General features: G+C 40.4%; 18 protein-coding genes. 13 read left to right on the top strand and 5 right to left on the bottom strand.

Annotated elements, in window-relative coordinates:
• Positions 1 to 30 precede the first annotated feature (30 nt).
• Entirely contained in the window at positions 31 to 468 is a 438-nt protein-coding gene (locus R7E38_RS06505; protein ID WP_005376232.1) for a DUF3069 domain-containing protein, read from the bottom strand.
• Between the two features lie 273 nt (positions 469 to 741).
• Between R7E38_RS06505 and R7E38_RS06500 the strand changes: the two genes are divergently transcribed.
• On the top strand, positions 742 to 1,701 hold the full coding sequence (locus tag R7E38_RS06500) for a diguanylate cyclase (protein WP_226083003.1): 960 nt from the start codon (positions 742 to 744) through the stop codon (positions 1,699 to 1,701).
• 251 nt (positions 1,702 to 1,952) lie between these two features.
• Here the strand turns inward: R7E38_RS06500 and R7E38_RS06495 are convergent, their stop codons facing one another.
• Positions 1,953 to 3,191, bottom strand: coding sequence for a sensor domain-containing diguanylate cyclase (locus tag R7E38_RS06495; protein WP_025998618.1), 1,239 nt, complete (start codon positions 3,189 to 3,191; stop codon positions 1,953 to 1,955).
• A gap of 253 nt (positions 3,192 to 3,444) precedes the next feature.
• On the opposite strand from R7E38_RS06495, the gene R7E38_RS06490 reads away from it, so the two are divergent.
• The 10 genes from R7E38_RS06490 (at position 3,445) to R7E38_RS06445 (ending at position 13,225) form a co-directional block, all read left to right on the top strand.
• Positions 3,445 to 3,813 (top strand): late competence development ComFB family protein, encoded by a 369-nt coding sequence (locus R7E38_RS06490; RefSeq protein WP_047101090.1) that lies wholly within the window; start codon positions 3,445 to 3,447, stop codon positions 3,811 to 3,813.
• 41 nt (positions 3,814 to 3,854) lie between these two features.
• Positions 3,855 to 4,136 carry an HlyU family transcriptional regulator gene (locus tag R7E38_RS06485; protein WP_005376244.1) on the top strand — a complete coding sequence of 94 codons (282 nt, stop codon included), beginning with the start codon at positions 3,855 to 3,857 and terminating at the stop codon, positions 4,134 to 4,136.
• Between the two features lie 434 nt (positions 4,137 to 4,570).
• A complete protein-coding gene (locus R7E38_RS06480; protein WP_136976384.1) occupies positions 4,571 to 6,127 on the top strand; it encodes a Re/Si-specific NAD(P)(+) transhydrogenase subunit alpha in 1,557 nt (518 codons plus the stop codon).
• Positions 6,128 to 6,135: 8 nt separating this feature from the next.
• Positions 6,136 to 7,512 carry a Re/Si-specific NAD(P)(+) transhydrogenase subunit beta gene (pntB, locus tag R7E38_RS06475; RefSeq protein ID WP_005376248.1) on the top strand — a complete coding sequence of 459 codons (1,377 nt, stop codon included), beginning with the start codon at positions 6,136 to 6,138 and terminating at the stop codon, positions 7,510 to 7,512.
• A gap of 155 nt (positions 7,513 to 7,667) precedes the next feature.
• Positions 7,668 to 9,122: a sensor histidine kinase VxrA gene (gene vxrA, locus R7E38_RS06470; RefSeq protein ID WP_025767766.1), complete on the top strand. Its 1,455-nt coding sequence runs from the start codon at positions 7,668 to 7,670 to the stop codon at positions 9,120 to 9,122.
• A complete protein-coding gene (vxrB, locus tag R7E38_RS06465) occupies positions 9,097 to 9,759 on the top strand; it encodes a response regulator transcription factor VxrB (protein ID WP_005376251.1) in 663 nt (220 codons plus the stop codon). The genes vxrA and vxrB overlap by 26 nt, the downstream gene beginning before the upstream one ends.
• Positions 9,760 to 9,765: 6 nt before the next feature.
• The gene (locus tag R7E38_RS06460; protein WP_033907061.1) at positions 9,766 to 10,647 is read left to right on the top strand and encodes a DUF2861 family protein; all 882 of its coding nucleotides are present in this window, start codon (positions 9,766 to 9,768) and stop codon (positions 10,645 to 10,647) included.
• Between the two features lie 60 nt (positions 10,648 to 10,707).
• Complete coding sequence (locus R7E38_RS06455; RefSeq protein ID WP_005388052.1) at positions 10,708 to 11,829, top strand: conjugal transfer protein TraF; 1,122 nt, start codon at positions 10,708 to 10,710, stop codon at positions 11,827 to 11,829.
• Between the two features lie 41 nt (positions 11,830 to 11,870).
• Positions 11,871 to 12,029, top strand: coding sequence for a YoaH family protein (locus R7E38_RS06450; protein ID WP_226082999.1), 159 nt, complete (start codon positions 11,871 to 11,873; stop codon positions 12,027 to 12,029).
• A gap of 806 nt (positions 12,030 to 12,835) precedes the next feature.
• Positions 12,836 to 13,225, top strand: a complete 390-nt coding sequence (locus tag R7E38_RS06445; RefSeq protein ID WP_053349900.1) for a universal stress protein — start codon at positions 12,836 to 12,838, stop codon at positions 13,223 to 13,225.
• Between the two features lie 90 nt (positions 13,226 to 13,315).
• Here R7E38_RS06445 and R7E38_RS06440 read toward each other — a convergent pair whose 3' ends face one another.
• Together R7E38_RS06440 and R7E38_RS06435 are read right to left on the bottom strand one after the other, a co-directional pair.
• Entirely contained in the window at positions 13,316 to 13,531 is a 216-nt protein-coding gene (locus R7E38_RS06440; protein WP_226082996.1) for a hypothetical protein, read from the bottom strand.
• A gap of 296 nt (positions 13,532 to 13,827) precedes the next feature.
• A complete protein-coding gene (locus R7E38_RS06435) occupies positions 13,828 to 14,667 on the bottom strand; it encodes a LysR family transcriptional regulator (RefSeq protein WP_226082994.1) in 840 nt (279 codons plus the stop codon).
• 670 nt (positions 14,668 to 15,337) lie between these two features.
• Here R7E38_RS06435 and R7E38_RS06430 point away from each other — a divergent pair.
• Entirely contained in the window at positions 15,338 to 15,532 is a 195-nt protein-coding gene (locus R7E38_RS06430) for a hypothetical protein (protein WP_226082992.1), read from the top strand.
• An 87-nt stretch (positions 15,533 to 15,619) separates the two neighbouring features.
• Entirely contained in the window at positions 15,620 to 15,985 is a 366-nt protein-coding gene (locus R7E38_RS06425) for a phage protein (protein ID WP_062852855.1), read from the top strand.
• 30 nt (positions 15,986 to 16,015) lie between these two features.
• Here the strand turns inward: R7E38_RS06425 and R7E38_RS06420 are convergent, their stop codons facing one another.
• A complete protein-coding gene (locus R7E38_RS06420) occupies positions 16,016 to 17,797 on the bottom strand; it encodes a DUF262 domain-containing protein (RefSeq protein ID WP_267923303.1) in 1,782 nt (593 codons plus the stop codon).
• Positions 17,798 to 17,907: the final 110 nt, after the last annotated feature.

Here is a 17,907-nt window from a genome sequence, read left to right as displayed (position 1 = left end):
GCGGCCTTTGTTACTAGAAGAATGTCGGAATTACTTCGCGAATACTTCTTTGAATTCACGCTTAAGAAGTGGGTCACGACGTGCTTTCTTAAGTTGCTTAACCATGTCTTTCACACAGTTGTGAAGCACATTATCAAGTAGTTGAGCACGGTATTCTTCTTTATCTTCATCTGTCATGTTTTCTGGCAGATTAAGAGTCGGAAACTCTTCCATCACATTAATACCAGCGAATGCTTGGCCTACAGAAACTAGAGCATGAAACTGTTCAAAGTTGTCTAGAATGTTCTGTGCACTTGCTGGCATTTCGTCCCATGATTCACGTACCGCTTCTTCAGACACTTCATGGATAGAGGTAACCATTTCGAACATTTGCTCTGGAACTTCGTCAAATTCGATAACTTTACGTAGCTCTGGAGAAATGCTGGCTAGATCGATTTTTTTGCTTTCGCTGTTAGTTGCTTCTGACATGGTGTGTCTCTCATTACAAAAAGGCGGGAATATTAATACCAAATGCATCAAATAGCTATACCCATTAATCCACAAGATGACCAAAGTGAATGAGTTTGTTGAACTTCTGCTCACAGGCCATGATTAGATAGGGTAACGTCCAGTCTAACTGCTTTATGCAATGGATTCCGTGATATTCAAACAAAAATATAGCACTTAATTATGAGTCGAATGCAACAACTCTATGAGTATGGTATATGTTTAATAAAGACATAATTAAAAATGGAACGCGTTATGCAACCGACAGGGACATCGATGCGAATCCTTCTGGTTGACGATGTTCAGCTAGACAGGATGCAGTTGGCTATTCGTCTAAAGCAACTTGGACATATTGTAAAAGCCGTAGGTAGTGGACTAGAGGCGTTAAATACCTACGAGAGTTTTGATCCGGAACTGGTGTTACTCGATATATCAATGCCAGATATGAACGGTTTTGAAGTCTCTCTTCATATAAGAGAAACGTTTCCGGATTGGATCCCTATTATTTTCTTGAGTAGTCACGAAGAGCCAGAAATGATTGCTAAAGCCATAGACGCGGGCGGTGATGACTATTTAATTAAGCCGGTAGATAAACTGGTACTGAACTCTAAACTTATCGCAATGCAGCGTATTGCTCATATGAGACGAGAGCTTAAGCAAGCGACAGCTCAATTAGAGCAAGTTAATCAACTTTTGACTCAGCAAGCGAATGAAGATGGCCTAACCAAACTCTATAACCGCCGTTATATCGACCATAAGTTGGAATCGATGGTTGCATGGCATGGCCGTCACAACATGCCAATGGCTTTGATTCTATTGGACGTCGATTTTTTTAAACCGTTTAATGATAATTACGGTCATATTGAAGGCGATCGTTGCTTGCAAGCGATTGCGAATCAACTCAAGGCTACTTTTTGTCGCTCTGGGGAATATGTAGGTCGATATGGTGGAGAAGAGTTTGTTGTGTTGCTAGGGTGTACCGACACTCAAACAGCAGAAAGAGAAGCTGAGCGTATACAAGAGGCTATGTATTTTCTCGATTACCCACATGATTATTCTAGTGTGTCAAATAGAGTGACGGTGTCACAGGGTGTTTTTGTTTTTCAACCGACAGGGAAAGAAGAGCAATCAGACTTGTATGCAACCGTTGATAAAGCGCTATATACCTCGAAGTCTTTGGGAAGAAACACACATACTGTAGTTAATTCTTTTTAAAAACAAAATCTTATGAATGCCACTCTTTTTGTTGCGTTGTCACTTTTTGGTGGTTATTTTAAAGCTAACTCAAAGTAAGATAGGCAAACAGTGCGAACGGAATGTCGCAATCGGGCGTATACCTTATACCTATGATTAGATAGATAACATCGGGATAGTGGCAACGATGAGTGCAGTTGTTATGCTGATGGGGAAGTTCGGTTTTGTTTTAAACCCAGACAAGCTTGTTAACTTTCACGATTGGTTAGGGCCTAACGAAGCTTTATGCAGTTACGTCCGGCCTTTTTCGCTTTGTAAAGTGCTTCGTCCGCTGATTTAATGACGTCCAGAGGAGCTTGCCCATTCCGGCTATCAGCAACTCCGAAACTTGCGGTAACAAAAACCGACTTTCTTTTCGAACTGTTGCTACCACGACGTTTTTGTCCTTGTTTATGGTTCTCAGGGCGAGATTCTTCATCGCGTAATATCATCTCGTATTCTGCAATCGATTTGCGAGCTTCTTCCAAAAAGTTCTTACATTCGTCAGCGTATTTGCCTTTAAAAACGATGGTAAATTCTTCTCCGCCAAATCGATAAACTTTTGCGCCGCCTGGGGTTTTAGTGAGGCGCGAAGCGACCATTTTTAGAACGTCATCACCAGTATCGTGACCGTAGGTGTCGTTAAACTTTTTAAAATGGTCAACATCAAGCATTGCGATCGTGAACTTCTTACCCATGTGTTTTAGATCGAGATCAAGTGCACGTCTGCTCGGAATCAGCGTTAGGCTATCGGTGAAAGCCAGTTGATGGCTAGCGGAAGCGGCATAAATAATGATAAGCAGCCCTGTTAGCGTAAACATGGTGCTTGATATGTACTGCACATCAAAGAAAATGAACGTCGCAGACGCCAATACCATGGCAGAGTAGGTCATCGCATGGATAATTTCATTCTTCTTTAAAACAAGGATTCCAAGAAAACAGACAATACCCACGCAATATAAAACAAGAATTAAAGGCAGTTTAGAGACCGTCGGTACAATAAATAAAATACCGCTTGTCCATTGTTCAAACCCTCCTTCAACGTAATATGCTAGCGTTAGATAAGACCAAAGAACGAACATTGCTAACATCAAGATGTAAGTCAACATGGCTCTAGAGTCAAAACCTTCTTTACTAAACAAAAATACCGTAAGAAACGAGACAGGAAGTAACGTGGCTAAAATGGTTAGCTCAAGTAAAGCGGTACCACTTTGAAGCGGGACTTGTAGGCGGTGCTGTATCACGAAATAGGCTAGCAACATTGCCAAGCACACCATGGACTCTCTGCCTTGCTTAAATGAATAACAAAGGAGTAGCGCACAACCTAATAGTATGTACGGCAAGTTTGCGGCAATGCCCCAGTTTGCCTGAGTCATCTGAATAATGCTGTCCATGCCCGAACTCACTATGCCCAGTAGCAAAAAAGGGAATAAGAATCTGAAGCCTGATGAAGTCATTGACGATGAGGACATCTATTACAAACTGCCTGAAAATAGTTGACTATATAATTGGTTAGGTAAATCGTTTTATCAATATGGATATTTATCCGTTATTGAATTTCGAACTTTGAGAACTAGCAAGAATACGTCTATTTGTTCCTTTTCCCAAGTATTTTGGAAGACATTACCGCAAAAAGAGAGAGATTGATTAAATTAAGAGCAATCAATAAGTTGTTATAAACAAGTCGTTGCTATACTCATTTCATAGGAAAAAGGAGATTTACAGATGCAGATAAGCTCAGATGTGCACAATTACATGGAAACATTAGTAGGTCAGGTTCTCAGTTTGCCCGAATTTTTAGAACAGTATGACAACGAACAGTTAGCCGATATTGCTTGCCTTGCGCTTATCCAGCTCAAGCCTGTCTATATCCGTTATGATATTGATTTTTTGTCTTCACTTCCTGAACAAAAATTAAGCCAGTTTAAGCAAAGCGCGGATATAGCGGTGAAAAACGCCGCAGAAATGGTGAAAGAAGACAGGCGTAAGAACCGAGAGTATGATGTGCCTGTAATTTTTTCCCATACTAGTTATGATGATGACAAAGAGTTGGATTGGTATGAAAAACCGATCCTTAACGTTAATATTAAGTAAGAGTCGCTCAGTTGACTAGTGAGCTGACCCAAGGAGGAATCGTGGGATTTTTTTCGCGTTTGTTTGGTGGTAGTGAGAAAACGGTTGAAGCCAAAAATATCGAACCAGTTGAATATAAAGGTTTCCTTATTTACCCAGAGAGCCTTTCAGAGGGCGGACAATATCGCATCGCTGGTCGAATAGAAAAGCATGACAATGATGAAGTGAAAACACATCGGTTTATTCGCTCCGATTTGCTTGGCTCAGAGCAAGATGCCAATGACCTTATGTTGAAGAAATCTCAAATGTTTATTGATCAAATGGGCGATAAAATCTTCGACTAGCAATTTACTGCAATTTGATTCCAGTCATCTTAAAAAGAGCCATTAGTGTATATGCTAGTGGCTCTTTCTTTTTAACGCTTAAATCTCTGTTAAGTCAGTATTTAATCGTTACCTGGTTAGACCTCAGTCTAGTACGGTGTTGCGTTGTTATTTTTCGTGCACAGAGCGACAATCATTCATTACTTAGCGTTATATGTAATGAAATTTAGTATTTAAATTACAAAACACTTGAAGTAATGAGACGCGTTCGATACAAACAGAATAATAACAGGGCTGTTAGTCAAGGTGTTATTGTGCAAATGGGTGTCCCCAAACATCATCTTTCGTTTGCAATTGTCTTGCGTGGTAAACAGATAGAAATAAAAAAGAATTAGAGTAGAGCGACGCTCTGTTTTGGGACTAATTTATTGATATGTATACAAGGAGTATGCGTTTTGCAAATCGGTGTACCTAAAGAGATACTCGCGGGTGAATCGCGAGTGGCTGCATCGCCGAAGTCGGTTGAGCAGTTAATAAAATTGGGATTCGATGTCGCGATTGAATCCCAAGCGGGGGTGCTAGCGAGTTTCGATGATGCCGCTTATGAAGCAGCTGGTGCGAAAATCGTTTCTAGTGAAGAAGTTTGGGCATCTGGCCTTATTTTAAAAGTTAATGCGCCAATTGTGGATGATGAGCAAGGCATTGACGAAATTGCGTTACTGCAAGATGGAGCAACACTGGTTAGCTTTATTTGGCCGGCTCAAAATGCTGAGTTGATGGAACAACTTTCAAGTAAGAACATTAACGTTCTTGCCATGGATTCCGTTCCTCGTATCTCACGTGCACAAGCCTTAGACGCGCTATCTTCGATGGCTAATATCGCTGGTTATCGTGCAGTGGTTGAGGCAGCTCATGAGTTTGGTCGTTTCTTTACAGGTCAAATTACGGCTGCCGGTAAAGTACCTCCAGCGAAAGTATTGGTTGCGGGTGCTGGCGTCGCTGGCTTGGCGGCTATCGGTGCTGCAGGTAGCTTAGGTGCCATTGTCCGTGCGTTTGACGTCCGCCCAGAAGTAAAAGAGCAAGTTGAATCGATGGGCGCTGAGTTCCTGACCGTTGACTTTCAAGAAGAGTCAGGCTCTGGGGATGGCTACGCAAAAGAAATGTCTGATGACTTCAACAAAAAAGCGGCAGAGTTATACGCAGAGCAAGCTAAAGATGTTGATATCATTATTACGACCGCGCTCATCCCTGGTAAACCTGCGCCGAAGTTGATCACCAAAGAAATGGTCGACAGCATGAAAGCGGGCAGTGTAATTGTTGACTTGGCAGCCGCTAATGGCGGTAACTGTGAATATACAGTGAAAGACCAAGTTATCATGACGGATAACGGGGTAAAAATTGTTGGTTACACTGACATGGTTGGTCGTTTGCCTACACAATCTTCTCAGCTTTACGCGACAAACCTTGTTAACCTTCTAAAACTGCTGTGTAAAGAGAAAGATGGCAACATCAATATTGATTTTGAAGATGTTGTTATCCGAGGCGTTACCGTGGTGAAAGCAGGTGAAGTTACTTGGCCAGCTCCACCAATTCAGGTTTCAGCTCAGCCGCAAGTGAAACAAGAACAGCCTGTAAAGCCAGAGCCTAAAATAGAAGAACCTACGTCTCCAACGAAGAAAATTATTGGTGTGGCAGCGGCTGTTGGAGCCTTTGCATGGGTTGCATCGGTTGCTCCGGCAGCGTTTCTTTCTCACTTTACTGTATTTGTTCTAGCGTGTGTTGTCGGATACTACGTAGTATGGAATGTTACCCATGCACTTCATACTCCACTAATGTCAGTAACGAATGCTATCTCTGGCATTATTGTCGTTGGTGCATTACTGCAAATTGGACAAGGTAATGGCGTCGTTTCATTCCTATCTTTTATTGCCGTATTGATCGCGAGTATCAATATCTTCGGTGGTTTCACCGTTACCAAGCGTATGCTTGAAATGTTCCGCAAAGATAAATAGGAGTCACAATGTCTGCAGGATTAGTACAAGCAGCTTACATTGTTGCTGCATTATTTTTCATCATGAGTTTGGCGGGGCTTTCAAAGCAAGAGTCTGCTCGTAATGGTAACTACTACGGTATCGCTGGTATGACGATCGCGCTAATAGCGACGATCTTTAGTCCAGATGCGCAAGGTTTTGGTTGGATCATTATCGCGATGGCGATAGGTGGTGCGATCGGTATTTTCTATGCGAAGAAAGTAGAAATGACCGAGATGCCAGAACTGGTTGCGATTCTACACAGCTTTGTAGGTTTAGCTGCGGTTTTAGTTGGCTACAACAGTTACCTAGATGCGCCAGAAGCAGCAACACATGCTGAGCATGTTATCCACCTTGTAGAAGTATTCTTGGGTGTGTTCATCGGTGCCGTAACTTTCACCGGTTCAATTGTCGCATTTGGTAAGCTGCGTGGTGTGATTTCTTCGTCGCCACTTAACCTGCCTCATAAGCACAAAATGAACCTCGCAGCGGTTGTTATTTCTACGCTTCTTATGATCTACTTCGTAAAAGCAGATGGCAGCATGTTCGCTCTTATTGTGATGACTTTGATCGCGTTCGCATTCGGCTACCATTTAGTCGCTTCAATCGGTGGTGCTGATATGCCAGTTGTTGTCTCTATGTTGAACTCATACTCAGGTTGGGCAGCAGCGGCAGCAGGTTTCATGCTCGCAAATGATCTATTGATTGTAACAGGTGCTTTGGTAGGTTCATCAGGTGCGATTCTTTCTTACATCATGTGTAAAGCAATGAACCGTTCGTTTATTAGTGTTATTGCCGGTGGTTTTGGTCAAGAGATAGTGATTTCAGGTGACGAAGAGCAGGGCGAATATCGTGAAACAACGGCTGAAGAAGTTGCAGAGATGTTGAAGAACTCAAAATCAGTAATCATCACTCCAGGATATGGCATGGCAGTAGCTCAGGCACAATACCCTGTTCATGAAATTACTGATGTACTTCGTTCACAAGGTATTGAAGTTCGCTTTGGGATTCACCCAGTAGCGGGTCGTCTACCGGGGCATATGAATGTGTTACTCGCTGAAGCAAAAGTACCGTATGATATCGTTCTTGAAATGGATGAAATCAATGATGACTTTGCAGAAACAGATACCGTATTGGTTATCGGTGCTAACGATACGGTCAACCCAGCCGCACTGGAAGATCCGAACAGCCCAATCGCTGGTATGCCCGTATTGGAGGTATGGAACGCGAAAAACGTAGTGGTATTCAAGCGCTCAATGAATACTGGTTACGCAGGAGTACAGAACCCACTGTTCTTCAAAGAAAATACATCAATGCTATTTGGTGATGCGAAAGAAAGTGTTGAGTCTATTTTTAAAGCACTTTAACCATTCTTGATTTAAAACTATACAGGGTCAGCAATCGCTGGCCCTTTTTTGTTCCGTTTCAATGTTATAGTAATGCAAATCCTTCTGTTAGCAGATGTCAATTGCTTGTAGATTGATGTATAGTTTTGGCTAATGTAACAAGTGACGGTAACAGTTTGATTAAAAAGTTTTTGCTCGGTTTTGCAACTGTATTGCCGCTTTTTTCGGCACCTGCATTTTCCGATTCACTACCAGAAAGAATAGATACGTTTACAGAGCTATTTAACTATGAAGTAGCTCTTAAGTCGTACGATATTCGTATTCTGCAATCAAATTATCCTACCAAGTTACTTGCGCCAGATTCGCTTCTGCCGCAAACGTCTGACTATCCGTTAAAAGATATCCAACAGCTTTACAGCTTGGCGAATACTTGTCGTGGCAAATTACCATTAAGTCCTTTAATTACTGAGCCTTTGGTATTTACAAGAGCGATTTGCAAAGGGACGCAGCTGACACCTCGTTGGTTCTCGCGTAGTGGTCTCATTCACCCTGGTGGTGGGACGTACGCGGCACGTTATGTGGATAAGTATCCAGAACTCAAACCCAAACTATCTCAGTACATGCATATAAAAGAGCGTGATAACGAGGAAGGGGATGAGTTGCTAGAAAGCTTGAAAAACATGGATGACGACGCCATTAATGCTTTGATTGCGGGCGCGAGCATGTTTATTGAAGGTAACGAACTTTGGCTAAGACGTGGTGACCGTTACTTTGTTTTCGAGAAAGATATCTGGCAAGAGAACGTAGCGAATGCGGGTCTGTCATACGCTCTAGCCTCTCAAAGCAAAAGTTGCTTTGTTAAACGAGGCAATATTTGTTGGGATGTAGAAGATCACTCGCAAGTTTTGCGGATCAGTATGATCATACTGGTAATCGCCAATATTCTTTTGGTGATTGGTTGGGCGGTGTACCGTTGGAATAGCAAGCGAGAAGAACTACGTAGTAGAATGCTCGTGTTGCAAATTTTAACGCATGAGCTCAGAACACCGATTGCATCTCTATCACTAACGGTTGAGGGCTTTCGTCGAGAGTTCGAGCATTTGCCTGAAAGTGTGTATGACGAATTCCGCAGATTGTGTGAAGATACGCGCCGCCTGCGTCAATTGGCAGAAGCGAGTAAAGATTATTTGCAATCTGATAACCAAATGCTTGCAACAGACTGGGTACCATCCGTAGCAGATTGGTTAGAATTTAAGATCGAAGAAGAATTTGATAGTGCCGTGCTTTTTAACATCAATGAAGATGTGGCTGCTAAAGTTAATGTGTACTGGTTAGGAACTTGTATCGATAACTTGCTTCGTAATGCGCTTAAGTACGGTGTCGCACCGGTTGAATTGGATGTCTCAACTAGTGAAGAAAAAATAGTATTCCAAGTCCGAGATGCAGGAGGCCTAACGGCTAAAGATTGGGCAAATTTGAAGAAACCGTTCGTAAGTAAGAGCGGGTTAGGACTTGGATTAACAATCGTTGAATCTATGGTAGGCCGCATGGGCGGAAAAATGTCCTTAATGGGACCACCTACAACTTTTATATTGGAGATACCTTGTGAAACAGACACTGCTTCTCGTTGAGGACGATAAAAACTTGGCTGACGGCCTGTTAGTAAGCCTGGAACAAGCAGGATATGAGTGTTTACATGTGGAGCGTATTGCAGACGTAGAGCCACAATGGAAAAAAGCTGACTTGGTAATTCTCGATCGCCAACTCCCAGATGGTGACTCTGTACAATGTCTCCCAGAATGGAAACAGATTAAAGACGTACCAGTTATCTTGTTAACGGCACTTGTTACCGTAAAAGATAAAGTTGCAGGCCTTGATTCCGGCGCGAACGACTACTTAACAAAGCCTTTTGCTGAGGCGGAGCTTTTTGCGAGAATCCGTGCACAGCTACGAGCACCGGATTCAGCAGAACAAAGCAACGCTGATAAAGTGATTACAAAAGACTTAGAGATTGACCGCTCGACTCGTGAAGTGACTTATAAAGACGAGCTAATTACGCTTACTCGAACAGAGTTTGATTTGCTGCTATTTTTGGCGTCAAACTTAGGTCGCGTGTTTACTCGTGATGAGCTACTTGACCACGTTTGGGGTTACAATCACTTCCCGACAACACGTACGGTTGATACACATGTACTACAGCTTCGTCAAAAACTGCCAGGACTGGAAATTGAAACACTTCGTGGTGTTGGCTACAAGATGAAAGCATAAGTCGTAATGAAAATACTACTCCCTGTAGTTGTCTCATTAGCGTTAGTGAAACCAGTCCATGCGATGGACTGGTTTCAAACTAACACGCCTTTAACACAGGCACATCAACACTTACTTGAAGATGATCTTGCGGGTATGTTCAACTCTCTTGTTGAACTCTGGCAAACGGAACCAAGTAAAGATTTGACTCCTCACCTTAATGATCTTCTTGGTCAGTCACTATCTAAAAACTGTGGCAAGGCTCTCACTGGTGTAACGCTGCCTGATTGGATAAGTGGTGTGAACGTTATTCGTCAGACTATTCAAAGCCCTGGGCGAGATACATTTAGATTGGTGATCAAGCTAAGAGCTACAACTGACATCGAAAATATTTCATTTAATCGATGGGTGGATGATTCTATATCCGCGGACAGTTCATTCAGCTATGAACAACAGCCGAGCGGGACAGAACTTGCCAACGAGCGTAGCTACTCGAAACGCTATAACTTAACAGGTAAACTTGAAGCTGGTTTATATCACTTAACCGTTGTTTCTACTGATAAACAAGAGTATCGAACTTGGGTAATACTTGGAGATTCAAACTCTTCTCAATATGTTCGTTGGACATCTAAAGAGAATTGGAAAGTAGAAAAGAGCGCACTTCGTAATCCCCATTGTCCATTACCGCAACTTGAAGTCGGTTTGTATGACTACATTGATGGCCAGTACGAGCAAATGTGGAAAAAGACTTACGAGTCTAACTATCCAAATTCATTGGAGCTAGCGGGTGTCCCAAACGATAGATACGTATTGGCGGTAAGTATCAATAGTCGCCGTTGGCAGGGCGATATAATTGTTGAGCAGGCTCAAACTATTAGCCGAACCTATGATCTTTCTCAGGAAGAATAGTTAAAGAAATACTACTTGTGCCGATAAAGGTTCAGGACGAACTAAAATCACAAGTGTAGTATGAAAAACAAATATAAAATTCTTGCCACTTCTGTTGCTACTATTCTTTTCGCTAATGCTGCTTCTGCTGCTACTTATGCGATAGAGGCTCGTAGTGATGCAATGGGTGGCGTTGGTACCGTATCAGCAACTTATCTAACTGCGCCTTTTTTCAACCCCGCTCTTACTGCGATTTATCGCCGAAATGACGATGCAGGCATGATCGTGCCAAGTTTTGGTGGCAGCTACGATGATCAATATGATCTAGTTGATGAGATCGAACGCATCAGCAAATTGACAGACGTCGATGAAATCAAAAAATCGATGGATGCTATCGATGGGAAAAAGACAGACTTTGATCTTGGTGGTGTCGTTGCCATTGGTATTCCCAACAAATTCTTATCTGCAACTGCATACGGTAAGTTATACACTGAATCATTCGTACAACCAAATGTTGATACCTCAGGTACTAATCCATTAGATGATAGCTATGTACAAGGTGTTTCTATTGGCGTGGCTGAAGCTGGTATTTCACTTGCTAAATACACTAATTTCATGAACCAACACCTTTCTTTTGGTGTTACTCCTAAACTTCAGCGTATATACACATACTCATACGCCACGAGTTTTCAGAATTTTGATACTAAAGACTTACGTGAAAATGAGACCGCGGAAACGATGTTTAACTTAGACGCAGGCGCACTTTGGTTCTTTGGCCCATATCGTCTCGGTATTTCAGCGAAAAATTTGATTGGAAGAGACGTTAAAACAAAATCATTCCAGTATGGTAGTGATACGATAAAATCATACGAATATAGCATGCGTCCTGTATACACTGTTGGGGCTGGGATTGTTGCCGATTACTTTACGATGAGTGTTGACTACGATCTCAACGAAGAAAAACGTTTTTCATCCTTTGATGATAATACGCAAATGATTCGAGCTGGTATTGAATTTGATATTTTGCGTCAAATGGCATTACGAGCAGGGTATATGAAGAACTTAGCTCGAAGTAATGACGAAGGAACCATTACTGCTGGTATCGGGTTGTCTCCACTTAAGTTGTTCGAATTGGATATCGCAGCTCAGTACACAAACGAGAACGCTATGGGGGCATCCATTAATTTCCTTGCTACCTATTAATTGAATCGTTATAGTCAGCTCCTCAAAATGAGGATCTTTTTATGTTTGACGATTTACCCCCTCTATCCCACCAAGAGCAACAACAAGCTGTAGAGAGAATTCAAGAATTGATGGCGAAGGGCACAAGTACTGCAGAAGCTATCAAAATTGTTGCCGAACGGATTCGTTCTGAGTACGCAGAAAAACAACAACAAAACTAATCAATTCATGGACAGGGCATACGCCCTGTTTTTTGCCTTTCTATTTTCTATTCCTTTACATTCCCAAACACCACCCTAATTACGCTGTAACTACAATTTACTAAACCTCTATGATTGTAATCTTGTGCAATTGCCTTTAAGACTAAATAGCGAGTTGGTAAAATTTTACCTAATCGTGTTAACCTTAGTTTTCGTAGCACAGGTAATTAGGCATTTTTTAAAGAACTAATAAATTAAACTCAATAATATCAATTATTTACCTCAGGAATTTAATCTGCCAACCATATTGGTTGCGATTGATCTTGTAATTTAATTACAAGGCGCGAGAGGGCTTCGTTCCCAGGTAGAGGATTATGCTAAAAAAAGAAAAAAGATACACCGTAACTTATAACGGTAATTAAACTAGACTTATTAAATACGCGATATAAGAACAGTAAGCACTCGCAGACATATGTAATAGATGAATCGAAGTTCATCTTATTGAGCTGTTTTTTTAGCCGAAATACGTCTCCTGGATTTGAGCGGAGAGTTACATATTGAACACGCTTATCCTAAAGTAGTTTTACTAAACTAGGCGACGTTGAAGTGGGTAATATGAAACCTCAAGAGTAGTAGAAATCAAGAGCAGTAACGCCTATTACAACGTAACGTTTCCTGACGTCCTTCCTGTTAAATAGTCCGATAATTAGAGAAGAAATTTGAAAAACATCGTTGATCTTTGGATGAGTAGCAGTAGTTTTGATGTTGTGTTCGCTCTATGTGGACTAGACTTAATATGAGAACAAAAACTAACCAAGGGAGGAATGATGGGTTACAAGCACGTTTTGGTTGCAGTCGACTTATCTAAATCTAGCCAAGCCGTTATCGAAAAAGCAATAATGCAAGCAGATAACTCAAGCAGCAAACTCTCATTTGTTTACGTAGATGTTGATCGCATAGTCATGGAAGCGAAGGAAGAGCAAGAATTGGAAAGAAGGCTGCAAGAGCTCGCTGATAAATGCTTATACCCAGTAAACGAGACCATGGTAGTAATCGGCGATCTTCATATAAAACTATCGGGAATCGTCAAAAAAGAGGGGATAGATTTAGTTGTCTGTGGTCATCATCACAACTTATTGAGTCGCTTTTTTTCATCGATACCAAAGGTTGTGAACGAAGTTGAAGCTGATTTATTAATCGTCTATTTAGACGAGTGATCGACAACTCTTGTTCGCACTCATCATTTTTTGTCACTAAAAAGCCGAACGTTTATGTTCGGCTTGGTGTATCGGTGATAATAAAAGTTTTTAGCCAGGAATGATTGATGCCTCATGATGAGATAAAACAGATGCAGACTCCGCGTTTGACTGCAGATCAAAATGTACGTTAACTTGCACGCCTTCTCGCTCAAAAGTGACATCATCAAAATCGGTCATAGCGATTTTGAATCCATTTATAGCAAAAAAGCCAGTCACCATAGTTCGCTGCTTAATTTCTAATGCAGACGCGAGTAGCTTATCCATGGCGTTCTCCTTGGTTATTGTGGGGATATGGGTAGAAGATACACATAGATTGGTATGAAATCAATTTTATATAAAGTTGCTTTTGATGAAAATTTTAATGTAAGTCAATCTATCGTTTACCCCACGTGATTTATTCCACGCAAAACCTTGATAACAAGACGGCAGAGCATCTCACATTGTGATAGCAAGCATAAAGATGGGGGTGTTAATAAATACCTCTGAAACAATATGTTACAAAGATTAGCGTTAGGCCTAGTTGAGTAGACAACGCAAAATTCTAAATCTGAACAACCGCCCTAAAATGACTCACTCTTCAATACTTGTGATAACTCAGACCTAATAAAAGTAGATATCTCAGCTAGCTTTCTTGGCAAAGGGTTTTGATAAGGGTAGGCAATATACATGGAACGTTCTATATCAAAAGTTTGCGATATTCGGATGTTTTTGTCTATATAGTTACTTTTAATAAGATAGTTTTGAATGACACCAACCCCAACTCCCTCAGAAACAAAGTTTATTAAAATAGAGGTGTTATCAACTTCGATAACATCAGTATATTGATTTTTAATTGATTCCTTATTCGAATGATGTTTGTAGATTAATAGTGTTTTGTTGTTGGCATTACTTACCCTAGATATCAAAACATCACTATAATCACCAATTTCATGTGCAATAAGAGTGTCATCAATAACATTATTAAGCCTAATCGCTAAATCTACATTGCTTTCTAATAAATTTTCTACATTGTTACTTGACGATATTTCAAAATCAACTTTTGGATATCGTTCTTTTAAGTCTTTAAGAACAGAACCAAAAATAGAAGAGGCTATAGAGTTGGGCATTGTGATTTTAAACTTTCCATCAATGCATTCACTCAACGAGCTAGCTCTGTAATTTAACTCGTGCAAACTCTCTAACGTCTTGATAGCAAGCTCTCTAATGCTTTCGCCATGATCAGTTAAAACGAGTTTCCTTGTTGTTCTGTGGACGAGTGTTACGCCAAGTTGTTTTTCTAATGCTGCTAGCTGCCTGCTGACTTGAGCCTTCGACTTTCCAAGTTCTTTTGATGCCTCAGTAAGAGAGAGGTGTTTACAAATGGCTGCAAAGCAGGTCAGCTCATTGTTCATCAATTCCATGATTGTTACCTTTTTGCAACTCTGAGTCACGTTGTCTTTTAACTGGTGGAAAAGTATAACTTGCATCATCGGAGGGGGACAATGATATTTAAAAGCCGCCATGAAATAATGGCAGACTACTATCTTAATAAAACCATATTGGATATTAAGTTAAACCGATATCCTGAAGGAATTAACTCAATCGGATTAAATATAGAAAATAAAGATTTAAAAATAAAAAAAATTGTCTCGCAAAATTACTAAGTTGGATTCGGGTGATTTAATGTTGATTGTGCATCATTGATAAAGACTCATTTCATATCGGAAAAAGTAATAATAAAAGTTGAAATTGATTCTTTAAATTATAAAGTTAAACGTGTGAGGATATTTAAATATGAAGACTGCAACACAAAATTCGAAAAGATCTGTTTATCAGAAAGATACATTGTATAGAATTATAAATAATATTAGTACTTTGTATACCAAATCACTAGTAAAATTATTTGGTGAAGAGTTGAGAGTCCATCATTGCAAACATAAGATTAATGTAAGAACCACTAACGAGTTGAGTGAACATATGAAGAAAGATCTAGGTATAGATTGAAAAGTAGCGAGTTTACACTTGTTAGATTCCTTGTTCCTATAAAGATAATCTAGTACTTACACTTTTGGGTTAAGCAAATGCGTGTCCATGTTGACTCATATTGAACGAGCAAGATGCAAAACCAACGTGCATGGTGTCGGACGTAACCAAAGATACAGTTCAAGTGGTCGCTGTGGTGGAATCGAAGTTCATGGCCCATACAAGACAGCTGATGAAGCTTGCAAAGCAGCAACAGCCAAATACGGTGTAACTAAACTGACTTCACCAATGCTAATCTTCTAACCCTTAAGTTCGTATTATATCTGCTTATGTTGAATGCGATTGCATATGCTAGTCCTATAAAATGTCTCTCTTTTGAGGGACTATTCAATGAAGTATCACGAAATGACTAAAAACTATATTTTTCGTGAATTTGAATGTGGTTTATCCGTCGAACAAGCTGCTGAACTTTGTTTAAAAACTGTGAGAACCGTCAAAGAATGGGATAAGGGGAAAACCATTCCACCTGAGTGTAAACGGCTGATGAGAATGACAAAGGGTAGGGAATTGAGCCCATCAGAGCAATGGGAGCACTTTAAAATGCACTATGACAGATTGGAACTTCCAACAGGACAATTGGTGACAGCCCAACAAGTTTTGACAGGAATTGCTTTGTTAGAGATTGGGGCATTGACTGACTTAGAGGCAGCTGGCCAAGTGTTAAAATATGCAAGAGCACTAAAGAAAATGATGTAAAAAAGGCTCCGAAAGGAGCCTTAACACGCATTAAAATCTTTGAACAATTTCAGCCACTTGAATTGGCGTCGCTTTATAAGTGTGGGAGTCCACTCTCATATAAGCATCCTCACCAACAAAGCTAATTGCTTTCTGTTTTGGAACGCCTATCCGTAGAATCGTTCTACCGTTATAATTAAAATGATCAATATTATTAAGTACTGATGTTTTTAACGGCTCAGTTAACTTAGACCTTTGTATGTGCTGAATAATCTTTTTGACATATAACTCCGCATCTAGCTCTAACTTATCCGCTTCATGCTCAATACCAAAGATATCTTTTTCAGCAAACTTAATCGGCTGGATACCGAAAATTTCTGATATTTTCTTACTATCGCTTTCTGAGTCTGAGATGCCAAAGTATATATTACCACCCAAACTTTCAGAGCCAATGTTGGCCATTCCACACATAATAGTAATAATTTTGTCCAACAAATTAGAGTTGATAGTTAGATCTTGATATAGATTCAGGATTCCTTGTTTAAATTCAAAGCGAGATGATTCCATTTTAGAGCGTCTTAAATCATTTTCAAAAGAAGTGATTAGGCCCGAACCGCTATGTGCTAAAGAAGGTGAGACATTATGGAAGTAGTTTTGTATCAAGCCTTTGGTGAGCGCGATATTCGTTTTTCTATCTTCTACGGTAACATGTTTACGGTCAGTCTTGATCTTTTTGTGTAGACCCTTTAATGCACCTACTATTTTTTCCATATCACTTGGAGCTTTGGACTCTAAGATAATCAACTCATGCAAAGCCATGAATACGGCATAGAACGCTGAGCGTGCAGAGTTGCTTGCTTTACCGTTGTATATAATACTTTTAAATGTCCCTAACTCACTGGAATCAGCGTAGCGCATGATGTCTTTTAGAACAGATATCACGGCAATTATATCTGTTGTTAACTTAGTTTCGGAATAAGCTGTAACAGCAGAATTAAGAGCGTCATACTTTTCGCTTTCTTGATTATATATATCGTCAAATGAGTCTTTGCTTGCGGCAAAAGGCTCTCTATAAACAATAGAAATAATCAAATCGGCGATCATCTGTTCGTCGACAGAGTCCCGAAGTTCTTTTGTGTTTAAGATACCCTGGCTCACCCAGAAAGTGTCTTGAGCTGATACGCCATAACCTAACTTACTAGAATTAAAGCGTCCCTCAATACTAATCTTGGGCATTTCATATAGTTTCAAAATGTCTTCGGATGGATCACCACGTAACTCAGTCGCAATTCGTCTGACTAAAGAAGAGAACGTCGAGATAACACCTGCTTGTCTTTTTTCTTGAGCACTTAGATGCTTACCACCGGAGTTTATTCTTCCAAAGATATCTGTCACATCGGATTCATCTTCGATAGGGAATATAGTAACTGCAAGTTGGTATTCATATATGTCCGAACATTCCTTAGGCGTTAGTCGCAAGGCTCCTAAATCGGCGCTAGAGATTTTACCTTCCGCTAATGCCTGTTTAGCTGTTCCGAATTCGTTAATATCGAAGTAACGCTCTCCATCTAAAGAGTAATTATTCTCTATAAAATCAAATATTGCATTTAAACGCTGCATTCCATCAATGATTTCGAAGCTCCCCTCTTTAGTCTGAGCTAACAAGACTAGAGGAATTGGGTATCCCAATAAAATGCTGTCTATCAGCTTTCTCTTTTCTTCTACTGTCCAAACTAATTTGCGTTGATATGCTCGATTAACAATTAGTTTTCCATCTCTATAATGACGGTACGCTTCTGTAATTGACATACCGCGAGGCGTTACTAAAGCCATATTTTATTCACCAGGTGACTAACAAAAGAGCTTGATAGTACAGACTTTTAATACAATTTCATATGATGCTGGGCCCAATTAATTATTAATGTGACAAGATACAATCAAAT

Origin of the sequence: Vibrio sp. Vb2131 (assembly GCF_033338535.1) — a bacterium.
GTDB classification, from domain to species: domain Bacteria; phylum Pseudomonadota; class Gammaproteobacteria; order Enterobacterales; family Vibrionaceae; genus Vibrio; species Vibrio alginolyticus.
The sequence above is the reverse complement of the archived record's forward strand: the minus strand, read 5'-3'. Positions and strand labels throughout refer to the sequence as shown.

Coding starts and splice junctions, on each gene's coding strand:
- R7E38_RS06460 (WP_033907061.1), top strand. CDS start 9,766: ATGAAAATACTACTCCCTGTAGTTGTCTCATTAGCGTTAGTGAAACCA.
- R7E38_RS06455 (WP_005388052.1), top strand. CDS start 10,708: ATGAAAAACAAATATAAAATTCTTGCCACTTCTGTTGCTACTATTCTT.
- R7E38_RS06420 (WP_267923303.1), bottom strand. CDS start 17,797: ATGGCTTTAGTAACGCCTCGCGGTATGTCAATTACAGAAGCGTACCGT.
- R7E38_RS06450 (WP_226082999.1), top strand. CDS start 11,871: ATGTTTGACGATTTACCCCCTCTATCCCACCAAGAGCAACAACAAGCT.
- R7E38_RS06445 (WP_053349900.1), top strand. CDS start 12,836: ATGGGTTACAAGCACGTTTTGGTTGCAGTCGACTTATCTAAATCTAGC.
- R7E38_RS06495 (WP_025998618.1), bottom strand. CDS start 3,191: ATGTCCTCATCGTCAATGACTTCATCAGGCTTCAGATTCTTATTCCCT.
- R7E38_RS06430 (WP_226082992.1), top strand. CDS start 15,338: ATGTTGACTCATATTGAACGAGCAAGATGCAAAACCAACGTGCATGGT.
- R7E38_RS06505 (WP_005376232.1), bottom strand. CDS start 468: ATGTCAGAAGCAACTAACAGCGAAAGCAAAAAAATCGATCTAGCCAGC.
- pntB (WP_005376248.1), top strand. CDS start 6,136: ATGTCTGCAGGATTAGTACAAGCAGCTTACATTGTTGCTGCATTATTT.
- R7E38_RS06500 (WP_226083003.1), top strand. CDS start 742: ATGCAACCGACAGGGACATCGATGCGAATCCTTCTGGTTGACGATGTT.
- R7E38_RS06490 (WP_047101090.1), top strand. CDS start 3,445: ATGCAGATAAGCTCAGATGTGCACAATTACATGGAAACATTAGTAGGT.
- R7E38_RS06440 (WP_226082996.1), bottom strand. CDS start 13,531: ATGGATAAGCTACTCGCGTCTGCATTAGAAATTAAGCAGCGAACTATG.
- R7E38_RS06435 (WP_226082994.1), bottom strand. CDS start 14,667: ATGGAATTGATGAACAATGAGCTGACCTGCTTTGCAGCCATTTGTAAA.
- R7E38_RS06425 (WP_062852855.1), top strand. CDS start 15,620: ATGAAGTATCACGAAATGACTAAAAACTATATTTTTCGTGAATTTGAA.